This is a genomic window from Aliidongia dinghuensis, assembly GCF_014643535.1.
GTDB lineage: Bacteria > Pseudomonadota > Alphaproteobacteria > ATCC43930 > CGMCC-115725 > Aliidongia > Aliidongia dinghuensis.
The window spans coordinates 202,323-225,400 of sequence record NZ_BMJQ01000002.1 but is presented as its reverse complement, the minus strand read 5'-3'; the positions used below and the strand labels follow the sequence as shown (position 1 = coordinate 225,400).

The 23,078-nt window shown below is 67.4% G+C and carries 15 protein-coding genes; 5 read left to right on the top strand and 10 right to left on the bottom strand.

The features are described from left to right. Positions 1-64 precede the first annotated feature (64 nt). Positions 65-1,462 (top strand): aminotransferase-like domain-containing protein, encoded by a 1,398-nt coding sequence (locus tag IEY58_RS04445; protein ID WP_189042917.1) that lies wholly within the window; start codon positions 65-67, stop codon positions 1,460-1,462. Between the two features lie 19 nt (positions 1,463-1,481). Here the strand turns inward: IEY58_RS04445 and IEY58_RS04440 are convergent, their stop codons facing one another. After that, positions 1,482-1,991: an Lrp/AsnC family transcriptional regulator gene (locus IEY58_RS04440; RefSeq protein ID WP_189042915.1), complete on the bottom strand. Its 510-nt coding sequence runs from the start codon at positions 1,989-1,991 to the stop codon at positions 1,482-1,484. A gap of 35 nt (positions 1,992-2,026) precedes the next feature. Next, complete coding sequence (locus IEY58_RS04435; protein WP_189042914.1) at positions 2,027-2,776, bottom strand: haloacid dehalogenase type II; 750 nt, start codon at positions 2,774-2,776, stop codon at positions 2,027-2,029. A 226-nt stretch (positions 2,777-3,002) separates the two neighbouring features. On the opposite strand from IEY58_RS04435, the gene IEY58_RS04430 reads away from it, so the two are divergent. After that, positions 3,003-4,244, top strand: coding sequence for a metal-dependent hydrolase family protein (locus tag IEY58_RS04430; protein ID WP_229743479.1), 1,242 nt, complete (start codon positions 3,003-3,005; stop codon positions 4,242-4,244). A gap of 59 nt (positions 4,245-4,303) precedes the next feature. On the opposite strand, the gene IEY58_RS04425 is transcribed toward IEY58_RS04430, so the two are convergent. Next, complete coding sequence (locus IEY58_RS04425) at positions 4,304-5,380, bottom strand: hypothetical protein (protein WP_189042912.1); 1,077 nt, start codon at positions 5,378-5,380, stop codon at positions 4,304-4,306. Between the two features lie 293 nt (positions 5,381-5,673). Then, on the bottom strand, positions 5,674-6,084 hold the full coding sequence (locus IEY58_RS04420; RefSeq protein ID WP_229743478.1) for a MerR family transcriptional regulator: 411 nt from the start codon (positions 6,082-6,084) through the stop codon (positions 5,674-5,676). Between the two features lie 71 nt (positions 6,085-6,155). Here IEY58_RS04420 and IEY58_RS04415 point away from each other — a divergent pair, with 71 nt between their 5' ends. Further along, positions 6,156-6,791 (top strand): cation transporter, encoded by a 636-nt coding sequence (locus IEY58_RS04415; RefSeq protein WP_189042910.1) that lies wholly within the window; start codon positions 6,156-6,158, stop codon positions 6,789-6,791. 80 nt (positions 6,792-6,871) lie between these two features. Here the strand turns inward: IEY58_RS04415 and IEY58_RS04410 are convergent, their stop codons facing one another. Beyond that, positions 6,872-7,825 (bottom strand): cupin domain-containing protein, encoded by a 954-nt coding sequence (locus tag IEY58_RS04410; RefSeq protein WP_229743476.1) that lies wholly within the window; start codon positions 7,823-7,825, stop codon positions 6,872-6,874. Positions 7,826-8,014: 189 nt separating this feature from the next. On the opposite strand from IEY58_RS04410, the gene IEY58_RS04405 reads away from it, so the two are divergent. Beyond that, on the top strand, positions 8,015-8,500 hold the full coding sequence (locus IEY58_RS04405; RefSeq protein WP_189042906.1) for a YkgB family protein: 486 nt from the start codon (positions 8,015-8,017) through the stop codon (positions 8,498-8,500). 103 nt (positions 8,501-8,603) lie between these two features. Here the strand turns inward: IEY58_RS04405 and IEY58_RS04400 are convergent, their stop codons facing one another. The 5 genes from IEY58_RS04400 to cyoA all read right to left on the bottom strand — a co-directional run bounded on the left by IEY58_RS04400 (position 8,604) and on the right by cyoA (position 14,250). Then, positions 8,604-9,953 carry an aminotransferase-like domain-containing protein gene (locus IEY58_RS04400; RefSeq protein ID WP_189042904.1) on the bottom strand — a complete coding sequence of 450 codons (1,350 nt, stop codon included), beginning with the start codon at positions 9,951-9,953 and terminating at the stop codon, positions 8,604-8,606. Between the two features lie 273 nt (positions 9,954-10,226). Further along, positions 10,227-10,628, bottom strand: coding sequence for a cytochrome o ubiquinol oxidase subunit IV (cyoD, locus tag IEY58_RS04395; protein WP_189042902.1), 402 nt, complete (start codon positions 10,626-10,628; stop codon positions 10,227-10,229). Next, a complete protein-coding gene (gene cyoC / locus IEY58_RS04390; RefSeq protein ID WP_189042900.1) occupies positions 10,628-11,281 on the bottom strand; it encodes a cytochrome o ubiquinol oxidase subunit III in 654 nt (217 codons plus the stop codon). The genes cyoD and cyoC overlap by 1 nt, the downstream gene beginning before the upstream one ends. Positions 11,282-11,283: 2 nt before the next feature. Continuing rightward, complete coding sequence (cyoB, locus tag IEY58_RS04385; RefSeq protein ID WP_229743475.1) at positions 11,284-13,263, bottom strand: cytochrome o ubiquinol oxidase subunit I; 1,980 nt, start codon at positions 13,261-13,263, stop codon at positions 11,284-11,286. After that, positions 13,264-14,250 (bottom strand): ubiquinol oxidase subunit II, encoded by a 987-nt coding sequence (gene cyoA / locus IEY58_RS04380; protein WP_189042898.1) that lies wholly within the window; start codon positions 14,248-14,250, stop codon positions 13,264-13,266. It abuts the gene before it with no gap. 832 nt (positions 14,251-15,082) lie between these two features. Between cyoA and IEY58_RS04375 the strand changes: the two genes are divergently transcribed. Further along, the gene (locus tag IEY58_RS04375) at positions 15,083-22,987 is read left to right on the top strand and encodes a hypothetical protein (protein ID WP_189042896.1); all 7,905 of its coding nucleotides are present in this window, start codon (positions 15,083-15,085) and stop codon (positions 22,985-22,987) included. The last annotated feature ends 91 nt before the right edge of the window (positions 22,988-23,078 follow it).

The following is a 23,078-nucleotide window of genomic DNA, read 5'->3' as shown; positions in this document are numbered from 1 at the left end:
GCCGCTTGTATGGACCATTAAATCCATATAATGTACATATATATGCAGGAGCGGAGTAGGCGCAATGGCCGAGGATGAAGAAACTGCGCCCTGGCAGCCGGCCATCCGCAAGGGCGGCGGCCCCCTATATCTCGCGATTGCGGACGCGCTCGCGTCGGACATCCAATCCGGCGCGCTCGCCGCGGGCACCCGCCTGCCGACTCAGCGCCGCCTGGCCGAAGCGCTCGGGATCGATTTCACAACCGTAACCCGCGCCTATACGGAGGCGCGCCGGCGCGGGCTGATCGAGGGCCGGGTCGGCCATGGCACGTTCGTCCGGGCACGGCCATCGCCGCGCGCGCTCAGCCCTTCGTCCAGCATCGTCGACATGGCGATGAACCTGCCGCCGCGCTTTGCCGATGCGCGGCTCGCCGCACGGCTGTGGCAGGGCATCGCCACCCTGGAAGCCGGCGACGGGCTCGACCTGCTGCTCTGCTACCAGGAGCCGGGCGGCACGGTGCAAGACCGCGCAGCGGGCGCCCAATGGCTTGGCCGGCGCTTCCCTTTGCTCGCGACGGAGCGCCTCCTGGTTTCGGCCGGGACCCAAGGCGCGCTGCTCGCAATCACCAGCCAGCTCACGGTGCCGGGCGACGTCGTCTGTGTCGAGGCGCTGACCTATCCTGGCTTCAGGGCGCTCGCATCTCATCTCCGCCTGCGCCTCGCCCCCGTCGAGATTGATGCCGAGGGTCTGGTGCCCGAGGCCTTCGCCGCGGCCTGCCGGCGCGAGCGGCCGAAGGCGCTTTATTGCACGCCGACCCTGCACAATCCGACGACGGCGACGATGTCCCTGGCGCGGCGAACCGCGATCGCCGCAGTCGCGCGCGAGCACGGCGTGCCGATCATCGAGGACGACGCCTACGCCATGCTGCCGGCAGCACCACTGCCGCCGCTCGCGACGCTGGCGCCCGAGCTTACCTATTATGTGGCCGGCCTTGCGAAATGCCTGTCGCCGGCGCTGCGCGTCGCCTATGTCGTGCCGCCGGACGCCAGTGCCGCGGCGCGCCTTGCCGGGGCCATCCGGGCCACGACCACCATGGCATCGCCGCTGACGGTGGCGACCGCGACGCGCTGGATCGAGGACGGCACGGCCGACGCAGTGACGGCGGCGATCCGGGCCGAGGCCGCCGCCCGGCGGGCGATCCTGCGCGCCCTGCTGCCCGACGGCGTCCTGTCAGCGCCGGTGGACGCGTTCCATGCCTGGCTCGCCCTGCCGCCGCCCTGGACCTCAGCGATGTTCGTGGCCCGGCTGCGCTCGGCCGGCATCGGCGTGGTCGGTGCCGACCAATTCGCCGCTGGAACGGCGCCCGAGGCGGTACGCCTCAGCCTCGGTGCCGCGCGCACACGGGACGAACTTAGCGCCGGCCTCGCCGTCGTCGCCGACCTGCTGGCCGAGCGCCCACGGCTGTCGGCGCTCGTGGTCTGAGCCTTCGGTCTTGGGGCCTTCAGTCTTGGGCCTCGGGCATGAGCAAGGCCAGCGGATAGCCGCCGCTGCGCTTCACCTGCTTGATCGCGACGTAGCTGAAGTATTTTTCGACGCCGAGATCGCGATCGAGCAGGCTTTCGACCGCGAGCTGATAGTCGAGGATGTCACGGGCGATGAACTGCGCCAGGTAGTCGTAGCCGCCGGTGACCAGGAAGCAGTTCAGGATATGCGGGATGTCCTGGATGCCGCGCTCGAACCGGAGGAAATCCTCGCGCCGGTGGTTGCGCAGCATCACCTGGGTGAAGACGGTGATGCTGCTCGCCAGCCGGTCGATGTCGAGCTCCGCCCCATAGCCGCGGATATAGCCGGCCGCCTCCATGCGCTTCACGCGTTGCAGGCAGGGGGTCGCGGACAGGCCGACCGCCTGGGCCAGATCGAGGTTCGTCATCCGGCCCGAGGCCTGCAGCGCCGCGAGGATCTTGAGATCCAGCCGGTCCAGCCTGATGGCGCCCCCGTCGCCGCGCTTCATGGCCGCCCCCTCGTCCGGTCGATCGACGCCATCGCTCAGGCCGTTTCACCACGCAGATGGGCCTGATGCAGCGCCACGAACTCGGCCATGCTCGCGACCTGGAAATGCGGCTTGGCGGCATCGCCGGCGGCGGCCGGCATTGGCGTGGCACCCCAGCCGCCGACCTCCTTGCGCCGGTTGATCCAGAGCGTGGTGAGGCCGACCTGTTTCGCCGGTACCACGTCGTGGAAGATGCTCTGCGCCGTATGCAGGATCTGCGACGGGCCAACGCCCAGCGAGCGCTCCAGATCGGCGAGCGCATACTGGAAATTCCGCAGGTTCGGCTTGTAGGAGCCGACGTCTTCGGCCGTGATGACGCGGTCGAACTCGACGCCGAGCTTCTGGTTGCTGAGCGCGAAGGACGCCCGGTCGACGTTCGACAGGATGACCAGCTTGTAATAGCGCTTCAGATACTGCAGCGCCGTGGCGCTGTCGGCGAAGGCCGGCCAGCGGCCGACCGACTGGCCGAAATCCGCCGTCTCGTCGGCCGCCGACCGGATCTCCCACTGCCGGGCGAGCCGCCGGTGCACCTCCTCCAGGATCTGCGGATAGAGCGTCGCCGGCGTCTCGGCCTCGCAGGCGGCCTCGGTCTGGCCGAACGTCTCCAGGATCTCGTCGTCGCTCAGGCCCTGGCGACCCTGCCGATCGACCCACGGCCGAAGCTCGTTCAGGATGCCGCGCTCCCAATCGATGAGCGTGCCGTAGCAGTCGAAAGTAAGCGTGCTGAACTCGTTCACCTGGGTCATGGCTCCCTCCTTGATCCCGTCGCCATCGACCGGCGACCATGTCCCAGAGCCTAGCGGCAGGCCCGCAGGATGGGGCGCCAAAGTTCAGCCACGCGACAGAGGATCTGCAGAGCGATCTGCCGAAACTTAGCAATTCCTGCTGCAGCCGGCTTCCTAATATCCTTAAGTGAGCAAGCCTGGACGCAGCGGCGCCGGGCTCCCCATCGACGAAAGGCGGACCAGAGCCGTGAGCGAGCCCCAGATCACCCTGCTGCGCAATGCCCAGATCCTCGACACCGTGGCGGGCGAGATCCTTGCCGACCGGACGGTCCTGGTCCGCGACGGCCGGATCGCCGAGATCGATTATGCCAACGGCCCGGCGCCGGCCGCGGCGCGCGTCATCGACCTCCGCGGCCTGACGCTGATGCCCGGCCTCGCCGACGCCCACGTCCACCTGACCGCGGCGACGCCCGATTTCGCCGCCTTGACCCGCTGGTCGCCGACCTATGTCGCGGCGCGCGCGGGCGAGATCCTGGAAGGCATGCTGATGCGCGGCTTCACGACCGTGCGCGATGCCGGCGGCGCCGACTTCGGCCTGGCCGATGCCGTCGCCGAGGGGTACCTCACCGGCCCGCGCATCCTGTTCTGCGGCCATGCCTTGTCGCAGACCGGCGGCCACGGCGACATGCGCTCACGCGGCGAGCACAGTTTCGAGGGCTGCTTCTGCTGCGCGGGCCTGGGCGTGGTGTGCGACGGCGTCGCCGAGGTGCGCCGCGCCTGCCGCCACGAGATCCGCAAGGGTGCCACCCAGATCAAGATCATGGCGTCCGGCGGCGTCTCCTCGCCGACCGACCGCATCACCAGCACGCAATTCTCGATCGAGGAGATCAAGGCGGCGGTCGAGGAGGCCGAGGGCGCCTCGATCTATGTCATGGCCCATGCCTATACCGCCCGCGCCATCAACCGGGCGCTCGACTGCGGCGTCCGCTCGATCGAGCACGGCAACCTGCTCGACGAGACGAGCATCGCGAAGTTCCTGGAGCATGACGCGTTCCTGGTGCCGACGCTCGCGACCTATCACGCGCTCGCCGAGGAAGGCGTCAAGGTGGGATTGCCGGCCGATATGCACGCCAAGATCTTCGACGTGCTCGACGCCGGCAGCCGGGCGCTCGAGCTGGCACACCGCAGCGGCGTGAAGCTGGTCTACGGCAGCGACCTGCTGGGCGCCATGCACCGGCGGCAGCTGACCGAGTTCGCGCTCCGGGGCGAGATCCAGCAGCCGATCGACGTGATCCGCGCCGCCACGACCAATGCGGCAGAGCTGTTCCGCCTGGAGGGCGAGATCGGCGTCGTGGCACCGGGTGCGCGCGCCGACCTCCTCGCCGTCGACGGCAATCCGCTGGACGACCTGGGCGTGCTGCAGGATCCGGAGCGGCGGCTCAAGCTGATCATGAAGGACGGTACGATCTACAAGCAGGCGCTCGACTGAACAGGCAAGAAGCGAGCATCGCCGCCGACGACGGCCGGCGATGCTCGCCTTGAACTTGCTTACTGGGCGACGAAGGCCAGGCCGTGCGGGCTCGTCAGGTTGGTGACGGCCGGCAGCACCACGCCGCTGTGCAGGTCGATCTGGCCGACATAGGCCGGGACCGCGGGCGTGCTGCCCGACGCGGCGACGCCGGTCGACGCCGAGAAGGCGGTGCCGACCTGCCAGACGTTGCTCGAGAGCTTGTAGATCGTATTCGAGTTCCGGTCCGCGATCAGCAGATAGCCGCGGTTCGCCGTCACGAAGGCCGTGTCGTCGATCTGCATGCCGCCCTGCAGCGGGATCACCTGGATCGGCGGCTCGTTCGAGTTGGACGCCCTGAGCAGGACGAGCTGACCGTCGCCCTGATCGTCGAGCAGCAGGTCGCCCCACGGCGTCAGGATCATCGAATCCGGATCGGTCAGGTTGAGCCGGGTCGGCGTGCCGAACGTGAAGTTCACCGCCTCCGGCGTGCCGGACATCACCGGATAGACGTCGACCGTGTGGTTCTGCCGCAGCACGGCGCGCACGATCGCGGGGCCGATGTTGTTGCCGTTCTTGTCGAGCGTCGGGTTGGACGCGCTCAGGTACGTGTAGCCATCCTTGAACACGATATCGTCATAGCCGCCACCGTGCAGCGGCTTGCCGAAGGTGAAGAGCTCCGTCGCAGCCGTCGTCGGGTCGATCAGGACGAGGTTGGCGTTGGCATCCTCGTTCTGCAGCGCCCACAGCTTCTTGTTGACCCCGTCGTAGCGCAGGCCGTCGTTGTGGCCGGCGACGGTTAGCACCCGCAGGACCGTACCGGTGTTGGAATATTCCACGATCTGGCTCTTGGCGCCGCCAGTGCCGTCCGGGTTACCGGTGTTGCCGTAGCCGACCCAGACCGTGGCACCCACGACGGCGATCGAGTCCGGCTGGCTCGACCCGGCGAGCGGGCCGGCGAAGGTCGAGAGGGTAAAGCCCGTCGTGGGCGTCGGCGCCGTAGCGGCCGCGGTCGTATCCGCGCCGAAGGACGCCTGCGAAGAGACGGCGAGGCCGAGGGCGAGGATCGCCGCAGCCGCAGGCCGTCCGAGGAAATATGCGGGGTTCGATGCGCGCATGGTCGTCACCCTTATGGTTAAATTTCCGTTAACCATCTTGCCGGGCGGTTGTGACTACCATGTGAAGTCGCCCGTGACATTTCTGAGATTACCAAGAATCAATGTCGGGGTGCCGCCGGGTCCCGAGCGGCGGCATGCTCACCGTCCGCGGCGGGCGCCGACCTCATCGCCCTCGACGGCTGCCCGCTCGATGACCTGGGCGTGCTGCGGGATCCGGAACGCCGGCTCAAGCTGATCATGAAGGACGGCGCCGTCTACAAGCGGGCCCTCGACTGAACGAACCTCAAGGCGACTCAGGCCGACGCCGACAAGCTCTCGACGATCCTGCAGTCAGCGACATTGCCGCCGTTGCAGCTGTCAATGATGCGGCGGAGTTCTCCGGCGAGGCGTTCGAGGTGGGCCGCTTTTCGCTCGACCTCTACCAGATGGAGGCGGGCGATCCTGTCGACTTCCGCGCAGTCCCGCTGCGGATGGTCGGCGAGATCGAGCAGCGCGCGGACCTCGCGGAGGGTAAAGCCCAGATCGCGCGAGCGCTTGATGAAGGCCAGGCGCTCTACGTGCTCGTTCCGATAGACCCGGTAGTTTCCGGCCGAGCGGTCAGGCGACGGAATCAGGCCAACGCTTTCGTACCAGCGGATGGTCTCCACCTTGATACCGGTCGCCCGCGCGACAGCGGCAATATTCATGTCCACGCGCTCGACCATCCCTTGACCCTCTAGTGGCTACAGGGTCCATATGGGTATGTGATCGGTTTCCAACCAGGGTCACGACCTTCATGTCCGGCTGCTGCTCCGTCGCCACCTGCCAGGCGCCACCCCCGGATCCGAGCTATCGTCGGATCCTTTTGATCGCGCTGATGCTGAACGGCGCGATGTTCGTCGTCGAGGCGGTCGCCAGCCTGTTTGCGGGATCGATTTCCCTTCAGGCGGACGCGCTTGATTTCCTGGGTGACGCGGCGAACTACGCGGTCGGGTTGACCGTTCTCGGCATGGCTGTCCGCTGGCGCACCCGCGCCGCCATCGGCAAGGGCCTCGTCATGGGCACGTTCGGCCTATACGTCGCCGGGAATACTGTGTGGCACGCGCTCTCCGACGGTGTGCCGCGATCGGACCTGATGAGCGGCATCGGCCTGCTCGCGCTCGCTATCAACGTCGGCGTCGCGCTCCTGCTGTTCCGCCACCGGACGGGCGATGCGAACCGATTGTCGGTCTGGCTCTGCACGCGGAACGACGCCATCGCGAATGTTGCCGTCATCCTCGCGGGCGCCGGGGTCTGGCTGACCGGGACGCATTGGCCCGACATCGCCGTCGCCGCGGTCATCGCGTATCTGGGATTGACCAGCGCGGGACAGGTGCTCCGCCAAGCCCGGCTGGACAATCGAGCGATCGGTCTATCGGCCTTCGCCGAATGATGTCGCATCAAGCGGGGTGGTCAGGTGCCTGCTTTGCGGCGTCTCATCGATTGTAAGCCAGTGCCGATGATCTCGATCCGCTACAGCTCACCGTCCGCGGCGGGCGCCGACCGGCGCCATTGCGCCGGCGTCACGCCCATGTGCTGCTTGAAGGCACGCTGGAACGCGGCTTCCGACTGATAGCCCGCCGCATCGGCGACAGCACCGACGGCGGTCGTGCCGTGGCGCAACAGGTTGGCGGCGAGCGTCATGCGAATGTCGGTCAGAAGCTCGGCCGCCGAGCGCCCGAGACTCTCCTGGAAATGGCGCGCGAAGGTCGCGCGCGACATGTGGCAGAGCCGGGCGAGTTCCGGCAGCGACCAGGGGTGACCCGGGTTCTGGAACAGCGCCGTCAGCGCGGGCGCCAGGCGCGGATGGCCGGCGAGCGCCAGCAGGCCCGTCGGCGCCGTGTCCGCTTCGCTCGCGAGCCGCAGCGTCAGTGCGAACATGGCGGTCGACAAGGCATTCAGCATGGCACGGCTGCCCAGGCTCTCGATCGCCGATTCGATGCGCAGGAGCGAGACCAGCCCCGCGAGTTGGGCACCGGCCCCGGGCGGCGCGGTCGCGGCGCTATGGTCGGCCGCACGCACCACCAACTGCGGCGGCAAGTGATCGCTGACCAGGCGATCGTGCGGCGGGCTCAGCATGAAATGGCCGCACAGCATGTCGAGCCGGTCGCCCGTGCCGGCATTCTCGCTGAAGGTCACGTTGAGCCGCACGCGGGCCTCGGCCGGCATCGGCGGCCCACCGCCGCCGTCGTGCAGCACGTGCCGCGGATTGCGCGGCAGCAGCAGGATGTCGCCCGCGGTGAGCCGCCGCGGCCGGCCGCCGGCCGGATCTTCCAGCACGGCCGACCCGCCCAGCACGGCGTGATACGGGATTTCGCCCGGAGCGCCCGGCCCTTGCTCGATGCGCCAGGGCGCGCCGTAGAAGCAGCGCAGATCGAGCCGGCCGCGCACGGGCACCAGCTCCAGCAGGCGGCTCAGCCAATCCATAGGTTCCGACATCACTCGACCAGATTGAGACGAATAGGCATGAACAAGAGCTTCTATAGCATTAAAGATCCCATTCGTCAGCCATAGATTGACACTCGTACGGCGCTCGGATCCCCGCGACGCCGAACCCAGGAAGGAGTGTCATCCCATGTCCCGCATCCATACCCTCGCCATCGAGGGAGCCAAGTCATGAATTCGCTCGCCAAGCTCGCCGCCAGCTCCGCTCTCGCCACGGGCGACCTCGACTATCACCTGATGCGCGCCGCGATGGTGCTCATCTTCGCGCTGTTCGGCTATCAGAAGTGGTTCGACTACGAGGCGCAGGTGCTGATCCCGTTCATCAGCAACGGCCCGTTCATCTTCTGGCTCGAGCCCGCCTTTGGCGTCCATGGCGCGAGTTATTTCCTCGGCGTCTCCGAGTGGCTGTTCGGCGCGCTGCTGCTCGCCGGCTTCTGGAACAGGACGCTCGGCATCCTCGGCGCCATCGGCTCGACCGGCACGTTCGTGATGACCGTCACCATCATCCCATTCATCCCAAACGGCTGGGCCGCGGTCGGCTTCCCGGCGATGGCGATCAACAACGCCTTCCTCCTGAAGGACGTCGTCCTGCTCGCGGCTTCGCTCTACCTGCTGAAGCAGGACATCATCCGGCTGGCGCGCGCTACCGCGGCGTGACGCGGCCGGGAAAGGATCTGGATCAGTCGAGCGGCCGGCGGGCGTTCAGTCCGCCGGCCGCGACGTTCTTATGGGCCAGCCCTGTACGCCAACCAGCCAGTCCTCAGACGAAGGCGCGCGTCGTGAGCGACGGCTCGGCGAGCAGGCTCGCGACGAGCGCCAGCGCATCCTCGAGCGCCGCCCGGTCCGGCACGCCGAGCGACAGGCGCACGGCCTCGATCGATGGCGCCGTGACGGCGAAGAGCGTGCTCGGTGCCAGCGTCACGCCCAGATGCCCTGCATGCTCGGCGAAGTCGGTCGCCTGCCAGGACGGCGGCATGTGCAGCCACAGGTGATGGCCGTGCGGGTCGGCGGCGAAGCTCGCCTCGCCGAGCACCGCCGCCGCGATCTTCTGCCGCTCGACATTCTCCGCCCGGATCGCCGTGACGATCTCGTCCAGCACGCCGTCCGCGATCCAGCGCGAAGCAAGCGCCGCCATGAGCGGCGGCGCCATCAGGGTCGTCGCGCGCAAGACGCCGGCGAGCCGCAAGGCCTGCGCGCCGCCGGGGGCGACGACATAGGCGACGCGCAACGCCGGCGTGGCACATTTCGACAGGGTCGCGATGTGCCACGTGATGTCGCCGGCGAGGGCGGCGAGGCTCGGCGGACTTTCCGGCCTGAGCGGCCAGTAGGGGTCATCCTCGATGATCGTCACGTGATGCCGGCGCGCGATCGCGATGAGCTGTCGCCGGCGATCCTCCGGCAGGGTCGCCGTCGTCGGATTGTCGATCGACGGCACGACATAGAGCGCCCGCGGCGCCCCGTCGCGGCACGCCGCCTCAAACGCGTCGGGCATGATGCCGCCCGCATCCATGGCAAGCGGCTTGAGGGCGATGCCCTTGTGCGCCGCCACCGCGCGAAGCCCCGAATAGGTCACGGTGCCGACGGCGAGCGCGTCACCCGGGCGAAACTGCGCTTCGCAGATCGCGAAGAGCGCGCTCTGCGCGCCGGCGGCAACCAGCATCCGGCTGGGCGGCACCGGGCCGAGCCGCCGCTCGAGCCAATCGGCGCCCGCCGCCCGGTCCTGCTCCGTGCCGGTGCTGTCCTGGTATTGGAAATGTCGGGCCCCGCGCGCGCCCGCCATGAGGCCGAAGAGGCCGTCGGCGATGGCGCGGCGCAGATTGGCGGTCGCCGGCTGCGGCGGGATGTTCATGCTGAGATCGATCGGCGGCGTGCCGGCCGCCGCACCAGGTGCGCGATCCGTCCCCAGCGCCTCGCGGATGAAGCTGCCGCGCCCGGCCTGGGCGTCGACCAGCCCGCGGCGCCGCGCCTCGTTGAACGCCCGGGTAACGGTGGTGAGATCGACGTTCAGGCTGTCGGCGATCGCCCGCTGGGCCGGCAGCCGGTCACCCGGCCGGACCCGGCCGGCACGCACGTCGGCTTCCAAGGCCTCGACAATGCCCAGGTATTTCATGCGGGCGCTCTCTACGAGTCTTGGTCGCCATGAAGACATTGGACATCAATCCGTATGCGTCGATCGCATGCAATAATATTAACCTGTTTGCCCAATTCTTGGGAAGGCTCTCCCCACTGCTGCCTCGAACGCAGGCAGCACGCCGGCTCGCGCGGCCGCAGGGTCGCGGGCGGGCACGTCCGGAATGTCCGAAGATCGGCGCTCGCCCGAGGCCGGCGCATGAGCGCCGCCTCGGGCAATCGGGTTCCGTCGCTAGGGCTCAGTCACCCGAATTCAGTCACCCGACATGGCGCGTTCGGGCGACATGTGCATCGGCATCATGTTGATGTCGGCATTGTGCATGACCCAGAGCGAGCCGCTGACGATCGTCGCAATGAGCAGGACGGCGAACACGAAGATCATCGTGTTGCTGCGCTGGCCCACCGAGGTGCCGAGATGCAGGAAGAACCCGAGCTGCACCAGGAGCTGCGCCACGGCGAGCACGACGATCGCCTGGAGCATCATGCCGTGCGGCACGTACCCGCTCATCACCGCGCCGAACGACAGCACGGTCAGGACGAGCGAGAGCGCGAAGCCGATGGTGTAGGACTTGAGGCTGCCGTGGGACGCGTCGTGCGCGCCCCCTCCAGAACCGTGGACGGCAGAACCGTGGGCGGTAGCATGGGCGGTCGACATCACAGCACCCCGCGCAGATAGACGAAGCTGAACACGCAGATCCAGATCAGATCGAGGAAGTGCCAGAACAGGCTGAGGCACGCGACGCGGCGCCGGACGACGCCGTCGAGGCCGAAGCGCATCACCTGATGCATCATGACGGCGAGCCACAGAAGGCCGGCAGTCACGTGCAGGCCGTGGGTCCCGACCAGGGTGAAATAGGCCGAGAGGAACGCGCTGCGGCCGGGGCCGGCACCCTCGTCGACCAGATGGATGAATTCCTGCACTTCCATGCCGATGAAGCCGGCACCGAACAGGAAGGTGACGGCGAGCCAGGCGATCACCTGCCCCTGCCGGCCGGCCTGCATGGCGAGCACCGCCAGGCCGAAGGTGAAGCTGCTGATCAAGAGCAGCAGCGTCTCGCCGCCAACATAGGGCAGATCGAACAGCTCGCGGCCGCTCGGCCCGCCCGCCGTATTGGCGGAGAGCACGCCGAAGGTCGCGAACAGCACCGAGAAGATCAGGCAGTCGCTCATGAGATAGATCCAGAAGCCGAGTACGGTCTTGGATCCGTCGTCATGGGCATGGTCGTCGTGGCCATGCGTGGGGCCGTGGCCGACCCCAGGCGTGGCCCGAAGCGAGGCGTGATTGAGGGTGGTAACAGAGCTGCCCATGATCACGCCGCCTTCCGCACGAGCGCGAAGCGCTCGCTTTCGATGCGCGCGACTTCCGCCGCCGGGACGTAGTAGTCGACGTCACGGTTGTAGGTGCGCGCGATGAACGTGCCGATCATGCCGAGGAGGCCGACCGCCGCGATCAGCCACATGTTCCAGATCAGCGCGAAGGAGAGCACGAAGCCGAAGGCGGAGATGACGACGCCCGCCGCCGTGTTCTTCGGCATGTGGATGTCCTCGTACTGGCGCGGCCGGGCATAGGCGCGGCCCCGCTCCTTGTCGTCCCAATGCTGTTCCAGCGAATCGATCTCGGGCACATGGGCGAAGTTGTAGAACGGCGCCGGCGAGGCGGTCGCCCATTCGAGGCTGCGGCCGTTCCAGGGGTCGCCGGTCAGGTCGCGGTTCTCGGCGCGCTGCCAGATGCTGACGACCAGCTGGATGACGAGCGCCACGATGCCGAGGCCGATGATGACGGCGCCGACGAGGGCCACGACCAGCCAGGGATGCCACGCCGGATTGTCGTAGTGGTTCATGCGGCGCGTCATGCCCATGAAGCCCAGCACGTAGAGCGGGATGAAGGCGAAGTGATAGCCCACGATCCAGCACCAGAACGACACCTTGCCCCAGAACTCGTTCAGCGTGAAACCGAAGGCCTTGGGGAACCAGAAGTTCATGGCGGCAAGGCAGCCGAACACGACGCCGCCGATGATCACGTTGTGGAAGTGTGCGACCAGGAACAGGCTGTTGTGCAGGACGAAGTCCGCACCCGGCACCGCCAGCAGCACGCCGGTCATGCCGCCGATCGCGAACGTGACCATGAAGCCGATCGTCCAGAGCGTCGCCGAGTGATAGCGCACGCGGCCGCGGAACATGGTGAACAGCCAGTTGAACAGCTTCACCCCGGTCGGGATCGAGATGATCGTCGTCATGATGCCGAAGAAGGCATTGACGTTGGCGCCCGACCCCATCGTGAAGAAGTGGTGCAGCCAGACGAAGAACGACAGAACGCCGATCGAGGCGGTCGCATAGACCATCGACTTGTAGCCGAACAGCGGCTTGCCCGAGAAGGTCGAGATGATCTCGGAGAAGGCGCCGAAGCACGGCAGGATCAGGATGTACACCTCCGGGTGGCCCCACACCCAGATGAGGTTGATGTACATCATCGGGTTGCCGCCGGCCTCGTTGGTGAAGAAGTGCATGCCCAGCATGCGGTCGGCACTGAGCAGCGCCAGCGTCGCAGTCAGCACTGGGAAGACGGCCACGATCAGGATGTTGGTGATGAGCGCCGTCCAGGTGAAGACCGGCATCTTCATCAGGCCCATGCCCGGCGCGCGCATGCGCAGGATGGTCACGATGAAGTTGATGCCGGTCAGCGTCGTACCGAGGCCTGAGATCTGCAGCGACCAGATGTAATAGTCGACGCCGACCGTCGGGCTGTAGCCGAGCTCGGACAGCGGCGGATAGGCGACCCAACCGGTCGCGGCGAAATCGCCGACGAACATCGACAGCATGACGAGCGCCGCACCCATGGCCGACAGCCAGAAGCTCAGCGAATTCAAGAACGGATAGGCCACGTCGCGCGCGCCGATCTGCAGCGGCACGATGACGTTCATCAGCCCGATGATGAACGGCGTCGCCATGAAGAAGATCATGATCACGCCGTGGGCGGTGAAGATCTGGTCGTAATGGTGCGGCGGCAGGTAGCCGGCCGCGTCATTGTTCGCCATCGCCTGCTGCGCGCGCATCATGATGGCGTCGGCGAAGCCGCGCAGCAGCATGACGAGCGCCAGGATGATGTACATGACGCCGATGCGCTTATGGTCGACGGAGGTGATCCATTCGCGCCAGAGATAGCCCCACTGGCGGAAATAGGTGATCGCACCGAGCAGAGCCAGGCCCAGCAGCGCGACGACGGCGCCGGTGCCCACGATGATCGGCTCGTCGAGCGGGATCGCGTCGAGAGTTAGTTTTCCGAGTATCATTTATTGCTCCTCAGCTTTCGCTGTGGTCTGGCGCACGGCCGCCGAATTCATCGCTTGGCCGTTCATCGCCTGGTCGTTCATCGCCTGGTCGTTCGACGCCGTGTGCGGCATGGCCATGGCCGGCATGTATTTGTCGACGACACTGTCGAACAGGCCTGGGATCACGCTGGAATAGATCGTCACCGGCACCTTGGAGCTGGGCTTTTCCAGCGCCTCGTAGGTGTCTTGATCGAGCGTCAGCCGCGAGCCCTTGGCCTCTTGCACCCAGGCGTCGAAATCCTTGGGCTCGGCCGCGACCGCGGCGAAATGCATGTCCGAGAAGCCCGGGCCGCTGAACGAGGCGGAGAGGCCGGCATAGGTGCCGGGCTTGTCGGCGATCAGATGCAGCTGGGTCTGCATGCCGGCCATTGCGTAGATCTGGCTGCCGAGCTGCGGGATGAAGAAGGAATTCATCATCGACTCGGCCGTGATCTTGAAGTCGACGGGCCGGTTGGTCGGCAGCTCGAGGTGATTGACCGAAGCGACGCCGTAGTCCGGATAGATGAACAGCCACTTCCAATTGAGCGCCACGACCTCGACATGGACCGGAGCCGCGTTCGACTCGAGCGGCTTGTAGGGGTCGAGCGAATGGGTCGTGCGCCAGATGAGCACGGCAAGCGTGGCGACGATCAGGCATGGGATGGTCCAGACCACCACCTCGATCGCGGTCGAATGCGCCCATTTCGGCGCGTAGGTCGCCTTGGTGTTGGACGCCCGGTAGCGCCAAGCGAAGAACAGGGTGAGCAGGATCACCGGGATCACGACGAGCAGCATCAGGCCCAGCGCGATGAGGATCAGGTTCTTTTCCTGGGCGCCGATGTCGCCGCCGGGATTGAGCAGCTCAAGATCGCCGAGGCTGCTGCAGCCGCCAAGGGGCAGGAAGGCGAGGGCGAGGAGGGCGAGCGGGCCGAGCGCGCGAGCCGCCCGCGTGAGCGATCCGCGCGTCATCGTGCACCTCGCCCGAAGGCAGGAATTCGTACGCTGGGGCGACCGTGCGCGGGCTGGTGCTGCTGATTGCTCTGCCGGCGATGGCTCTCAAGGATCCGCTCGGGAATCTCCCGTGCCTCGCCCGGACGGGCGTCGGCGATCTGTACCGTCAACACTACGTTCCCCTCGATGCACCGCCTCATTGCTCCCCGCGCGCCGGGGGACACGGCCCAGACAGGCTGCTTGCGGCCTGACGAAGACATGGCGGCAAAAGATATATGGCCTATAGCCATACATTCTTATAGGTGCACCGCAGCAGGGGAAAAGTCAAAAGCCTGAAAAATCATGGCATGCGACGATACGCGCATATCTCGCGTATGCACTCAATCAAGATTAAAGCTTCGATATCTTCTCAATGTATGGAGGTGCGACCGATCTTCGCATACATTGGTTTGGTAACGGACGGTCGGCGGCCTGTCCGGTCGGCGCGAACGGCCGGAAACTGCGGCATTGGGGCCGCGCGGGCGCCATTTACCCGATGTGCCGGGTCGCCATCCAGAAGATCAGGGCTGCCATGCCGAAACCGCCCCCATCAGCCGACGAACGTCAGCCGGCGAGCGCGATCGCTTCGTCCTCGCCGCAGCAATTTTTGTGCTGGCAAGAACCGATCTCTATCGCCGGCCGCCATGCCTCGACGGCGGCGGGTCCCGCGCCGGCCGCATTAATTTCCGTCCCGACCTCTTAAATTTTATTGGTTTGCCGAGAAAACCCCCACGGCCGCACCCTTTGGCTGTCGCGGTCGCTCTTTCAGGCGATGGCGGTCCGCAGCAGGTGGATCTGGGAGGATTCTCGAATGCTCATCGGTCCGGACGGCGAAGCCGTAGGCATCCCCTATCGCCCGGTCACCTTCACGCTGCCGCCGCCACCCCCGCCCCCGCCCCCACCGCCGCCGACGCCGCAGCAGGTCACCCACTACGAGACGGAGATCGTCGCGAAGCTGCCGCACCAGAGCTCGGCACCGACCGCGGCGGAGATCGCTGCGGCGGTCGCCGCCGTGCAGCAGACGGAAGAGACGTCGGCCGACTACAACGAGCAGGCGCTGGCGCAGGCCTCCGTGCTCGTCGAGGGGCAGACCGTCCCGCCGCCGACGGGGACCTCGAACGACGCCCCCGTCGATCCGATCGACGCGGCGCTCGCCAAGGCCAAGACCGACGGCCTCGCCTCCCTGTTCACGAACGGCAAGGCGCTCGACCAGGCGGCAAGCGCCTTGAAGGCACCGACCCTGCCCCCGATCTCCGGGGCGGATGCGAATGCCACCGACAAGGCCTACCAGGCCTATGTCGCCAATCCCCATGACCCGGCTGCAGTCGCCGCCTTCCACTCGGCGCTCATGAAGGAGCTGCAGGACGAGGGCATCACCCAGCCGATGCTCGCGAACATCGGCTACTACGAGGACTACTTCAATCAGGCGCAGTTGGGCCTGCTCAAGGGCGAGGCCCAGCTGCTGCCGGCCGGCACCGACCCGTCGTGGATCACCACCTTCGGAACCCAGACCGAGGCGGCGCTGGTCGTGGCGCAGGCGCAAACGGCGGCCGGTCCCGCGGGCACGGACTTCAAGGCATTCGCGACAAGCCTCAGCGAGAATCTCGCCGGCGTCCCGGCGAGCGACCCGCTCTACCAGGCGGTCATGTCGGACAAGAACATCCAGACGGTGATCGCCAATGCCGCGAACCAGATCACCGGGACGATCCCTACCAACGTGTGCCTCTCGAACCAGGACGCCAAGGCCGCCCTGCAGAAACTGGCGGCGCTGTTGAACACCTATCGCATGCCCGACGCTTCGGGCACGCCGCAGGACGTGATCTACGACCAGCTGGTGACCGAGGTCGCCAACGCGCCGGCGACGCAGCAGCTGTTCGACCAGCTGCTGCCCGGCGACACGCTCTCGCCCAGCGACCACGCGGTGCTGGACCAGGCGGCGAACGCGCTCGAGCCGCTCCAAGCGTCGCCCGAGCTGGCGCTAGCGCTCTATCAGCAGAAGTTCGAGGGCGACGGCAAGTCGGGCGGCGTGCTCGCCGCCGTCACCCATTATGACCAGGGCCAGGTACCCGACAACAACACCGCCTCGGCCTATTACGGCGACATCGCGCGCATCTACACCTATATCGGCGGCCACGGCAGCGTCAGCGGCGCGGCGCTGCTCAAGGCGACGGCAGACCGGCTCAACGGCCCGGCGCTCAATACCGTCGTCAACGGCAAGTACGACCTCGGCATCGATCTCGCGGTCAAGGGCGGCGCGCCGAAGCAGCTGTTCCAGGACATGGCGAACGGCTATTGGACGACGACACCGGACGGCACGCCGACCCTGGTGCCCGCTCTCCTCAACATGGATCCGGGCACGACCGTCGACCTCGGCGACGGCTCGGGCGAGTCCGTGCAGGTCGGCGGCGGCCTCGGCATCGAGGTGCTCATCGAGGCGGGCCTGACCCAGCAGACGCCGGCCGCCCCCAAGCCCGGCGACCCGCTGCCGGCGAACGGGCCCCAGGTGCTGGACAACCTGCAGACCTACACCTCCAAGACGGCGGTCACCGCCCAAGTCGCCCAGGCGCTCGGCGTCAAGCCGGGGGCCGACGGCACCTACGACGGCAATACCAAGGTGTTCGGCGACACGACCTTGAACCAGGTCGTGAACCAGATCGAGTCGATCGGCGGCTCCGACGTGGTCATGGCGCTCCTGCCACTCGAGTTCCAGAAGAAGGACGACAAGAACCCGCAGCAGCTGGCCGTGTTCGAGGTCCAGTCGGCCGCGACCGGGCAGATGTGGTACGTGGGCCCGAACGGTCATGCCGAGCAGGGCTGGTCGAACTGGGTCAACAACAACGGGCTCGGCGACGGGCAGCTCGCGTTCCTCACCGGCGGCCACGAGACGCTCGGGCTCGACGGCCAGATCCTGCAGGACACCGACACCCATCAGAACGTCTCGCACACGCACAGCATTTGGGGCGACGTCGAGCTGGGCCTGACCGTGGTCGCGGCCGTCGGCTCGATCATCCTGACCGACGGCGCCGACACGCCGCTCGCCATGATGATGCTCGCCGGCTGCGAATCCTACCTGACCGCGACCGCCGTCGTCGGCACCACGCAGGCGACGGTCCAGCTGTTCTCGCGCGGCCAGGACGGCCAGATGGGCTATACGCACTGGCAGAACTGGCTGAGCTTCGGCGCCAATGCCTTCGGTGCTGTGGTCGGCGCCGGCAGCCTCAGCGGCCGGGCGGCCCAGCTCGTCAGCCGTTTCGGCGCCGAGGATTCGACGCTCGTCAACATGGCGGGCAAGGTCGAGGCCGGATCGAAGGCGATCACCGGGCAGAAGGCGCTGACCCTCACCACCGTCGGGCTCAACCTGACCTCGCTCGGCGTGCAGGGCCTGCAGCTCGCCTGGGCAGCCCTCCACGGACAAAAGGTCAGCGCCAGCGACGTCGAAAATGTCGCGGTCTCCGCCGGGCTCATGGCGATCGGCGTCGCGCACGGCGCCAAGTCCAAGTCGGGCTCGGACTCGACCGCGACCGCGACCGGAGACACGACGCCGACCGAGCCCACGACGCTCACCCTGCCCGAGAGCACGCAGGCGACGCTCACGGCCGACGTGCTGCCGATCGAGACGACCGACACCGCCACCTCGCGCTCCGACGAGGGGCGCATCGAGGCGCAACAGGCGGACTATCGCACTGAGAGTGATCCGGGCGACATGCCCTTTGCCGCCAGCCGGACCGGCAGCGGCAAGGCGGCAAGCGCCGGCGAGCCGGCGTTCCAGCCCGCGCGCGAGGGCGATCCGTGCCGCGACACCGGCTGCGGCGGCCATATCGACGGCGACGGCTATTGCGACACCTGCGGCCTGTCGCCCTATACCCAGGCAGAAGCCCAGCGACTCCAGTACGAAGGCCTGCCGACGCCGGACGAGATGCAGGCGAACCTGGTGGCGGGCGTGATCGACGCATTGCAGGAGCGCTTCGGCAACTACCTCCCCGCCGAGGACAATATCAGCGGCCAGGTCCGCGTCGCGTCGGACGCCCAGTTCGACAGCCTGCCAGCGAAGCCCTCGGCCAACACTCAGGGCATCTATGTCCACGACGCCGCCGGCCAGCCGTTCCTGGTGCTCAGGGATTCGGTCATGACCGCCGACGGGCTCGACAGCTTCAACCGGCAGCTGGACAACCTCCCGGCCGACCAGCCCGTCGCCGACACCAAGACGCCCCGCTCGATCGTCGGCCACGAGCTGCTGCACCATTTCACGGCCCCGGCCTTCACTGACCGCGCGCGCCAGCTGGCGAGCGACATGGCGGCCGACGGCCGCCCTCCCCTGCGCGTGGACGAGGGGCTGGTCGAGTTGCTGGCCTGGCGTACGCTCGGCAACCGGCCCCCGGTGCCGACGGACGCCCCGCTCATCCACGACGCGGCCGTACAACAGCTGACCGCGGCCGACGACACGGCCGTGTTCCAGACCTACCCGAGCGAAGTCGCGGCTGCGGAGAAGCTCTTCGATCTCGCCGGGCGGAAGACCGTCTATGCCGCACTGTTCAACGGCGATCCGGCGGCGCTCGACCAGGTGTTCGCGCTCGCGCACGGCCCGGTCGCAGATTTCTATGTCGATCATGTCACGCAGAACAGCGGGGACGGCACATCCCAGGCGACGCCGCCGGCCGGCGGCTCGCTGCCGATGCAAAGCACGACCGGCAGCGCGCCTGGGCCCACCGGTGGCTCCACGGGCGGCTCCACGGGCGGCCCGGCTGGTAGCTCGACGCCGCCGTCCAATGTCATTCAGGTGGCGGCCCGGTCCGCGACGGCGCCGGTCGACCGGCTCATGATTTCGGGCGAGCATTTCGACGACCTCGTCGCCGCCGCTCAAGCGCATGACCAGAACGGCCTGACCGGCGCGCGCGTCTACATCTACCACGCGGCGGATGCCGCGGGCTTCCGCCCGACCCTGAAGGGCAGCTTCCTCGCCAACGCCTTCATCTCGAACACCGGCGAGATCCTGATCGAACGGCCGGGCCAGTCGCCCGAAACGATCCAGGATTTTATGAGCAACCAGCCCGCCGGCGGCAGCTATCGCTTCGTCCTGTCGCGGGAGAAGGTGAGCGCCGTCAACAAGCGCCAGGGCGCCATCCCCGCCTCGGCCGGCGGCTACCGGACCTATGAGCCGACGGTCGCGACGCCGACCAAAGCGACCCCGGCCAAAGCGACCCCGGCCAAAGCGACGCCGACGACGGCAACCCCGACGACAACGACGCCAACCACAACGACGCCGGCCACACCGACGCCGGCCACACCGGCCGTCGCTGCGGCGCCCGCCTCCGCAACACCCGCCCCGGCAACACCCGCCCCCGCAGCACCCGCAACAGCGACGCCGACGACCCCAACAACGACCACCGCGTCAGGTACGGCCAGCCGCCCGACCATAGAGCTGCCGGATACGAACATCCGCCAGCTGGCCCAGCAATCGGGCGGGCGGCGTCTCGGCAACCTGTTCCGCGACGTCAAGGGCACGTTCGGCGTGCAGCGCGGCGTGCTGCTCGTCAAGCACATGTTCGACATGACCCAGGACGCCGGCGCGCAGGATCCGGCGCTGCATCAGGACGCCGTCGACAACGCCGTGTCGACGAGCGCGCTCTACCGCACCGTGCTGGGCAAGGGTGCGGCGTCCAAGCTGCTGCCGGCCAAATACCAGGAGACCGACACTTCGCCGACGATCTGGGGCGTCGCCTCGGTCTGGGCCGCCAAGCTCAAGACCGGCGAGAAGGTCACGGACGTCGCGACCTCGGCCGACGCTTCGCGGCAGAACGGTGTCTTCCGCGCCGTCGTGATGCATGTGCTGACCCAGAACGAGGACCCGGTCGGCCGCAGCTTCGGCAATATCGGCTTCTTCAGGGGCTCGGGCCTCGCGTTCCACATGGACCTCGACTCCGCGCTCACGATCAACGAGGACGGCCATCCGAAGTCCATGGTGCGCTTCACCTCGGTCGACGACGTGAAGAGTGCCATCGATGATCTCAAGAATAACCCGAACAACATGGGCGTGTTCGAGGATCTGAGCGACGAAGATGTCGTCGCGAGCTTTGACGTGCTCCTGGGCCGCAAGGACGAGCTCGTGCCGCAGCTGCGCCAGATCCTGGAAGGGGGCGGCCCCGGCACCGCTGCCGAGCGGACCGCGCTCGCCGACACGCTCGCGCACAATATCGACCTCATGGGCCAGTGGCGCGACGCCACCGTCGCCGATATCTCGCCGGACAACACCGCGACCCGGCCCGACACGCTCGCCGCCGCCTACGAGGCGGCGCCGCCGCAAGCGAAGCGGGTAACCGCGAACAGCCTCGCCGCGTCCGCGCCGGGCGGCCTCAACCGCCGGCAACAGGTGGGGGGATTCTTGAGCTACCGGCTGGTCGACCGGCCGCTGCTCTGGACTCAGCACAATATCCGGCACGTCGCGGTCAAGGTGGGTACCAGCGCCGTCGGCAGCAGGATCGGCCTCGGCAAATGGGCCAATTCGTTCGACGACCGCGTGACGCCGAACCCGCTGCCGGACCGGACCACCTTGGCGGACAATCCGGCGCGCAAGGCGATCGATCTGCCGGGTGGCCGCGTCAAGGATCTGGATACCGTCTTCGTCGGCGGCGTGCCGGACGCTCGCTTCCAATTCCTCAGCACCACGGCATCGCCCAAGGAGGTCTTCAACAAGCCGGGCAAGCCCGCGGGAACGACCTACAGCGCGAGTTCCTTCAGCACGCTTAAGGACCAGCCGACGACGCTGCTCGCCCGGGGCGAATATCTCTACCTTTACGACGGCACCACGGGCGCCCGCTCCAAGCCCTATGGCTATATTCGGCTCGACCACCATGGCAACCCGGTCTGGTACGGGCAGTCCTACCTGCCGGCGCAGGCCCATGTCGCGGCGGCGAGCCTGATCGGGCTGTCCGGCACCGCCGGTGCGGCCATTGACCTCGCGACACCGGTCGGGCACGCCTCCTGGCTGTCGCCCACTGCTTCGACGCTGCGCAACGGCGTCAACGTGCTGAAGCTGCAATCCCGCCTGCGCGCCAAGATGCTGGGCGAGCTGGGTTCCGGCGATCTGCGCAACGCGGTCGACATCGTCAATAATTTCCACCGCGGCGCCATCACGTCGGCCGAGCATTTCGGCGTCGACCCAGCCGACCTGGCACTGGCGAAGAGCCACACGGCGACCATTCTCGGCCTGATCCAGCAGGCGAAGATCAACATGGGCGCGATCGTCAACGACCCGACCCCGTCGGCGGCCGATCGTTCGACCAAGCTCGGCGAGGTGACATCCCAGGCCAAGAAGGACGTGGCCGCCTATCTCGCCAAGATGGACGAGACCCTGGGCCTGTCGGCCGCCGGCCTCGATTCCACCCATCCGCGCACCCGCTACGGGCTGGCGCTACGCGGCATCACGTTCGCGACCTGGTCGGGCAGCCTTGCGACGACGGTCACCAAGCTGTTCACCCACGGCAAGTCGGTCCTGTCGATGTCCAGCACGGCCGCCAATGGCGGGAGCCTGGCCATCTCGCTCGTCACCTCGGCGCTGGAGACCGCCAACGCGCGCTTCGGCCGCTTCCCGTTCGAATTCAGCAGCCGGATCAAGACCACGCTCAAATGGGCGGGACGCCTTGGCAACGCCATGTCCTCGTGGGGCTATATCGAGACCGGCTTCTTCGAGACCGGCACGACGCTCGGCCACGTCAGCAGCATCACGGCCGGCGTCTTCAACATGGCCTCGGCCTTGACCGACGCGGGCTTCGATGCGGCCAAGTACCGGGGTGCCACGCAGGACCGCATCTATGTCTACGATGAGGTCACGCCCATAAACAGCGGCCTGAGGAAGGCCAACCTCAAGGGCTATTTCGTGCCGAGCGGGGATGATGTCAGCTGGTCGCGCTATGACGGCGTCAGCGGCCGGTTCGCCGAGAGCGAGACACTCACCCGCGACTTCGTCCTAACGCAGAACGACGCCAGGGCCGCGGAGTTCGGCGATCATCCGCGCTTCGTCGTCGGCCGCACGCAGCCGAAGAAGATCAAGGACCTCCCGTTCGACAAGTACGAAACGCCCGGAACCGGCACGCTCGATACCCGAAAGCCAGTCATGTTCGGGGAGGACCAGCTCAACAACCTGTTCGAGCGCATAGACGACAAGCAGCTGAAAGAGCCGACGAAGGTCAAGGCGCCGCCCGGCTTGATCCTGTTCCTCAGCCTCGGCGGCCTGGTCGCCGGTGCGATCACGCCGGTGACGACCGTGGCCAAGGACCTGATCGGCCTGTTCCAGGACAAGAAGAAGGCAGCACCGCCGCATCTCAAGGCTCCTCCCAAGACCGGCACGGGCGGGCCCAAGCCCAGCCCCAAGCACAACCTCAACGGCACCGGTCAGCCCGGCAGTGTTCCCGGCAACAGCCATACTGGAACCGCCCCCGGCCCGACTTCCGGAGCGACGCCCCACGCTCCCGGCCCTGGCACACCGCCGACCGTTCGGCATGCCCGGGCGCCGGCGCCGCCGGCGGTGATACCGCACCCGCCCCATGGCGGCGAAGGGGGCAAGCCGCATCACCCGACCCGCCACCATCACCATCATCATCCTGTTCATCGGCCGCATCACCCCGATCACCGCAACGATCACGACGGCGATGATCGGCGCGCGCGCGACCGGGCCGTCCGGTGGGTTGCCGGCGGCCGGGCCATGCCGCCCGAGGGTTGAGAATTTTTGATGTCTTTTGACTGGCCGCACGGTTACGTTTTGTTAACTATAAAACTCGCATCACGCCCCACCTTCGGCTGGATGCCAGAGG

What these genes read in the sequence shown, in the direction of transcription:
- IEY58_RS04445 (WP_189042917.1), top strand. Translation starts at nt 65, where the DNA reads ATGGCCGAGGATGAAGAAACTGCGCCCTGGCAGCCGGCCATCCGCAAG.
- IEY58_RS04440 (WP_189042915.1), bottom strand. Translation starts at nt 1,991, where the DNA reads ATGAAGCGCGGCGACGGGGGCGCCATCAGGCTGGACCGGCTGGATCTC.
- IEY58_RS04435 (WP_189042914.1), bottom strand. Translation starts at nt 2,776, where the DNA reads ATGACCCAGGTGAACGAGTTCAGCACGCTTACTTTCGACTGCTACGGC.
- IEY58_RS04425 (WP_189042912.1), bottom strand. Translation starts at nt 5,380, where the DNA reads ATGCGCGCATCGAACCCCGCATATTTCCTCGGACGGCCTGCGGCTGCG.
- IEY58_RS04420 (WP_229743478.1), bottom strand. Translation starts at nt 6,084, where the DNA reads ATGGTCGAGCGCGTGGACATGAATATTGCCGCTGTCGCGCGGGCGACC.
- IEY58_RS04415 (WP_189042910.1), top strand. Translation starts at nt 6,156, where the DNA reads ATGTCCGGCTGCTGCTCCGTCGCCACCTGCCAGGCGCCACCCCCGGAT.
- IEY58_RS04410 (WP_229743476.1), bottom strand. Translation starts at nt 7,825, where the DNA reads ATGGATTGGCTGAGCCGCCTGCTGGAGCTGGTGCCCGTGCGCGGCCGG.
- IEY58_RS04405 (WP_189042906.1), top strand. Translation starts at nt 8,015, where the DNA reads ATGAATTCGCTCGCCAAGCTCGCCGCCAGCTCCGCTCTCGCCACGGGC.
- IEY58_RS04400 (WP_189042904.1), bottom strand. Translation starts at nt 9,953, where the DNA reads ATGAAATACCTGGGCATTGTCGAGGCCTTGGAAGCCGACGTGCGTGCC.
- cyoD (WP_189042902.1), bottom strand. Translation starts at nt 10,628, where the DNA reads ATGTCGACCGCCCATGCTACCGCCCACGGTTCTGCCGTCCACGGTTCT.
- cyoC (WP_189042900.1), bottom strand. Translation starts at nt 11,281, where the DNA reads ATGGGCAGCTCTGTTACCACCCTCAATCACGCCTCGCTTCGGGCCACG.
- cyoB (WP_229743475.1), bottom strand. Translation starts at nt 13,263, where the DNA reads ATGATACTCGGAAAACTAACTCTCGACGCGATCCCGCTCGACGAGCCG.
- cyoA (WP_189042898.1), bottom strand. Translation starts at nt 14,250, where the DNA reads ATGACGCGCGGATCGCTCACGCGGGCGGCTCGCGCGCTCGGCCCGCTC.
- IEY58_RS04375 (WP_189042896.1), top strand. Translation starts at nt 15,083, where the DNA reads ATGCTCATCGGTCCGGACGGCGAAGCCGTAGGCATCCCCTATCGCCCG.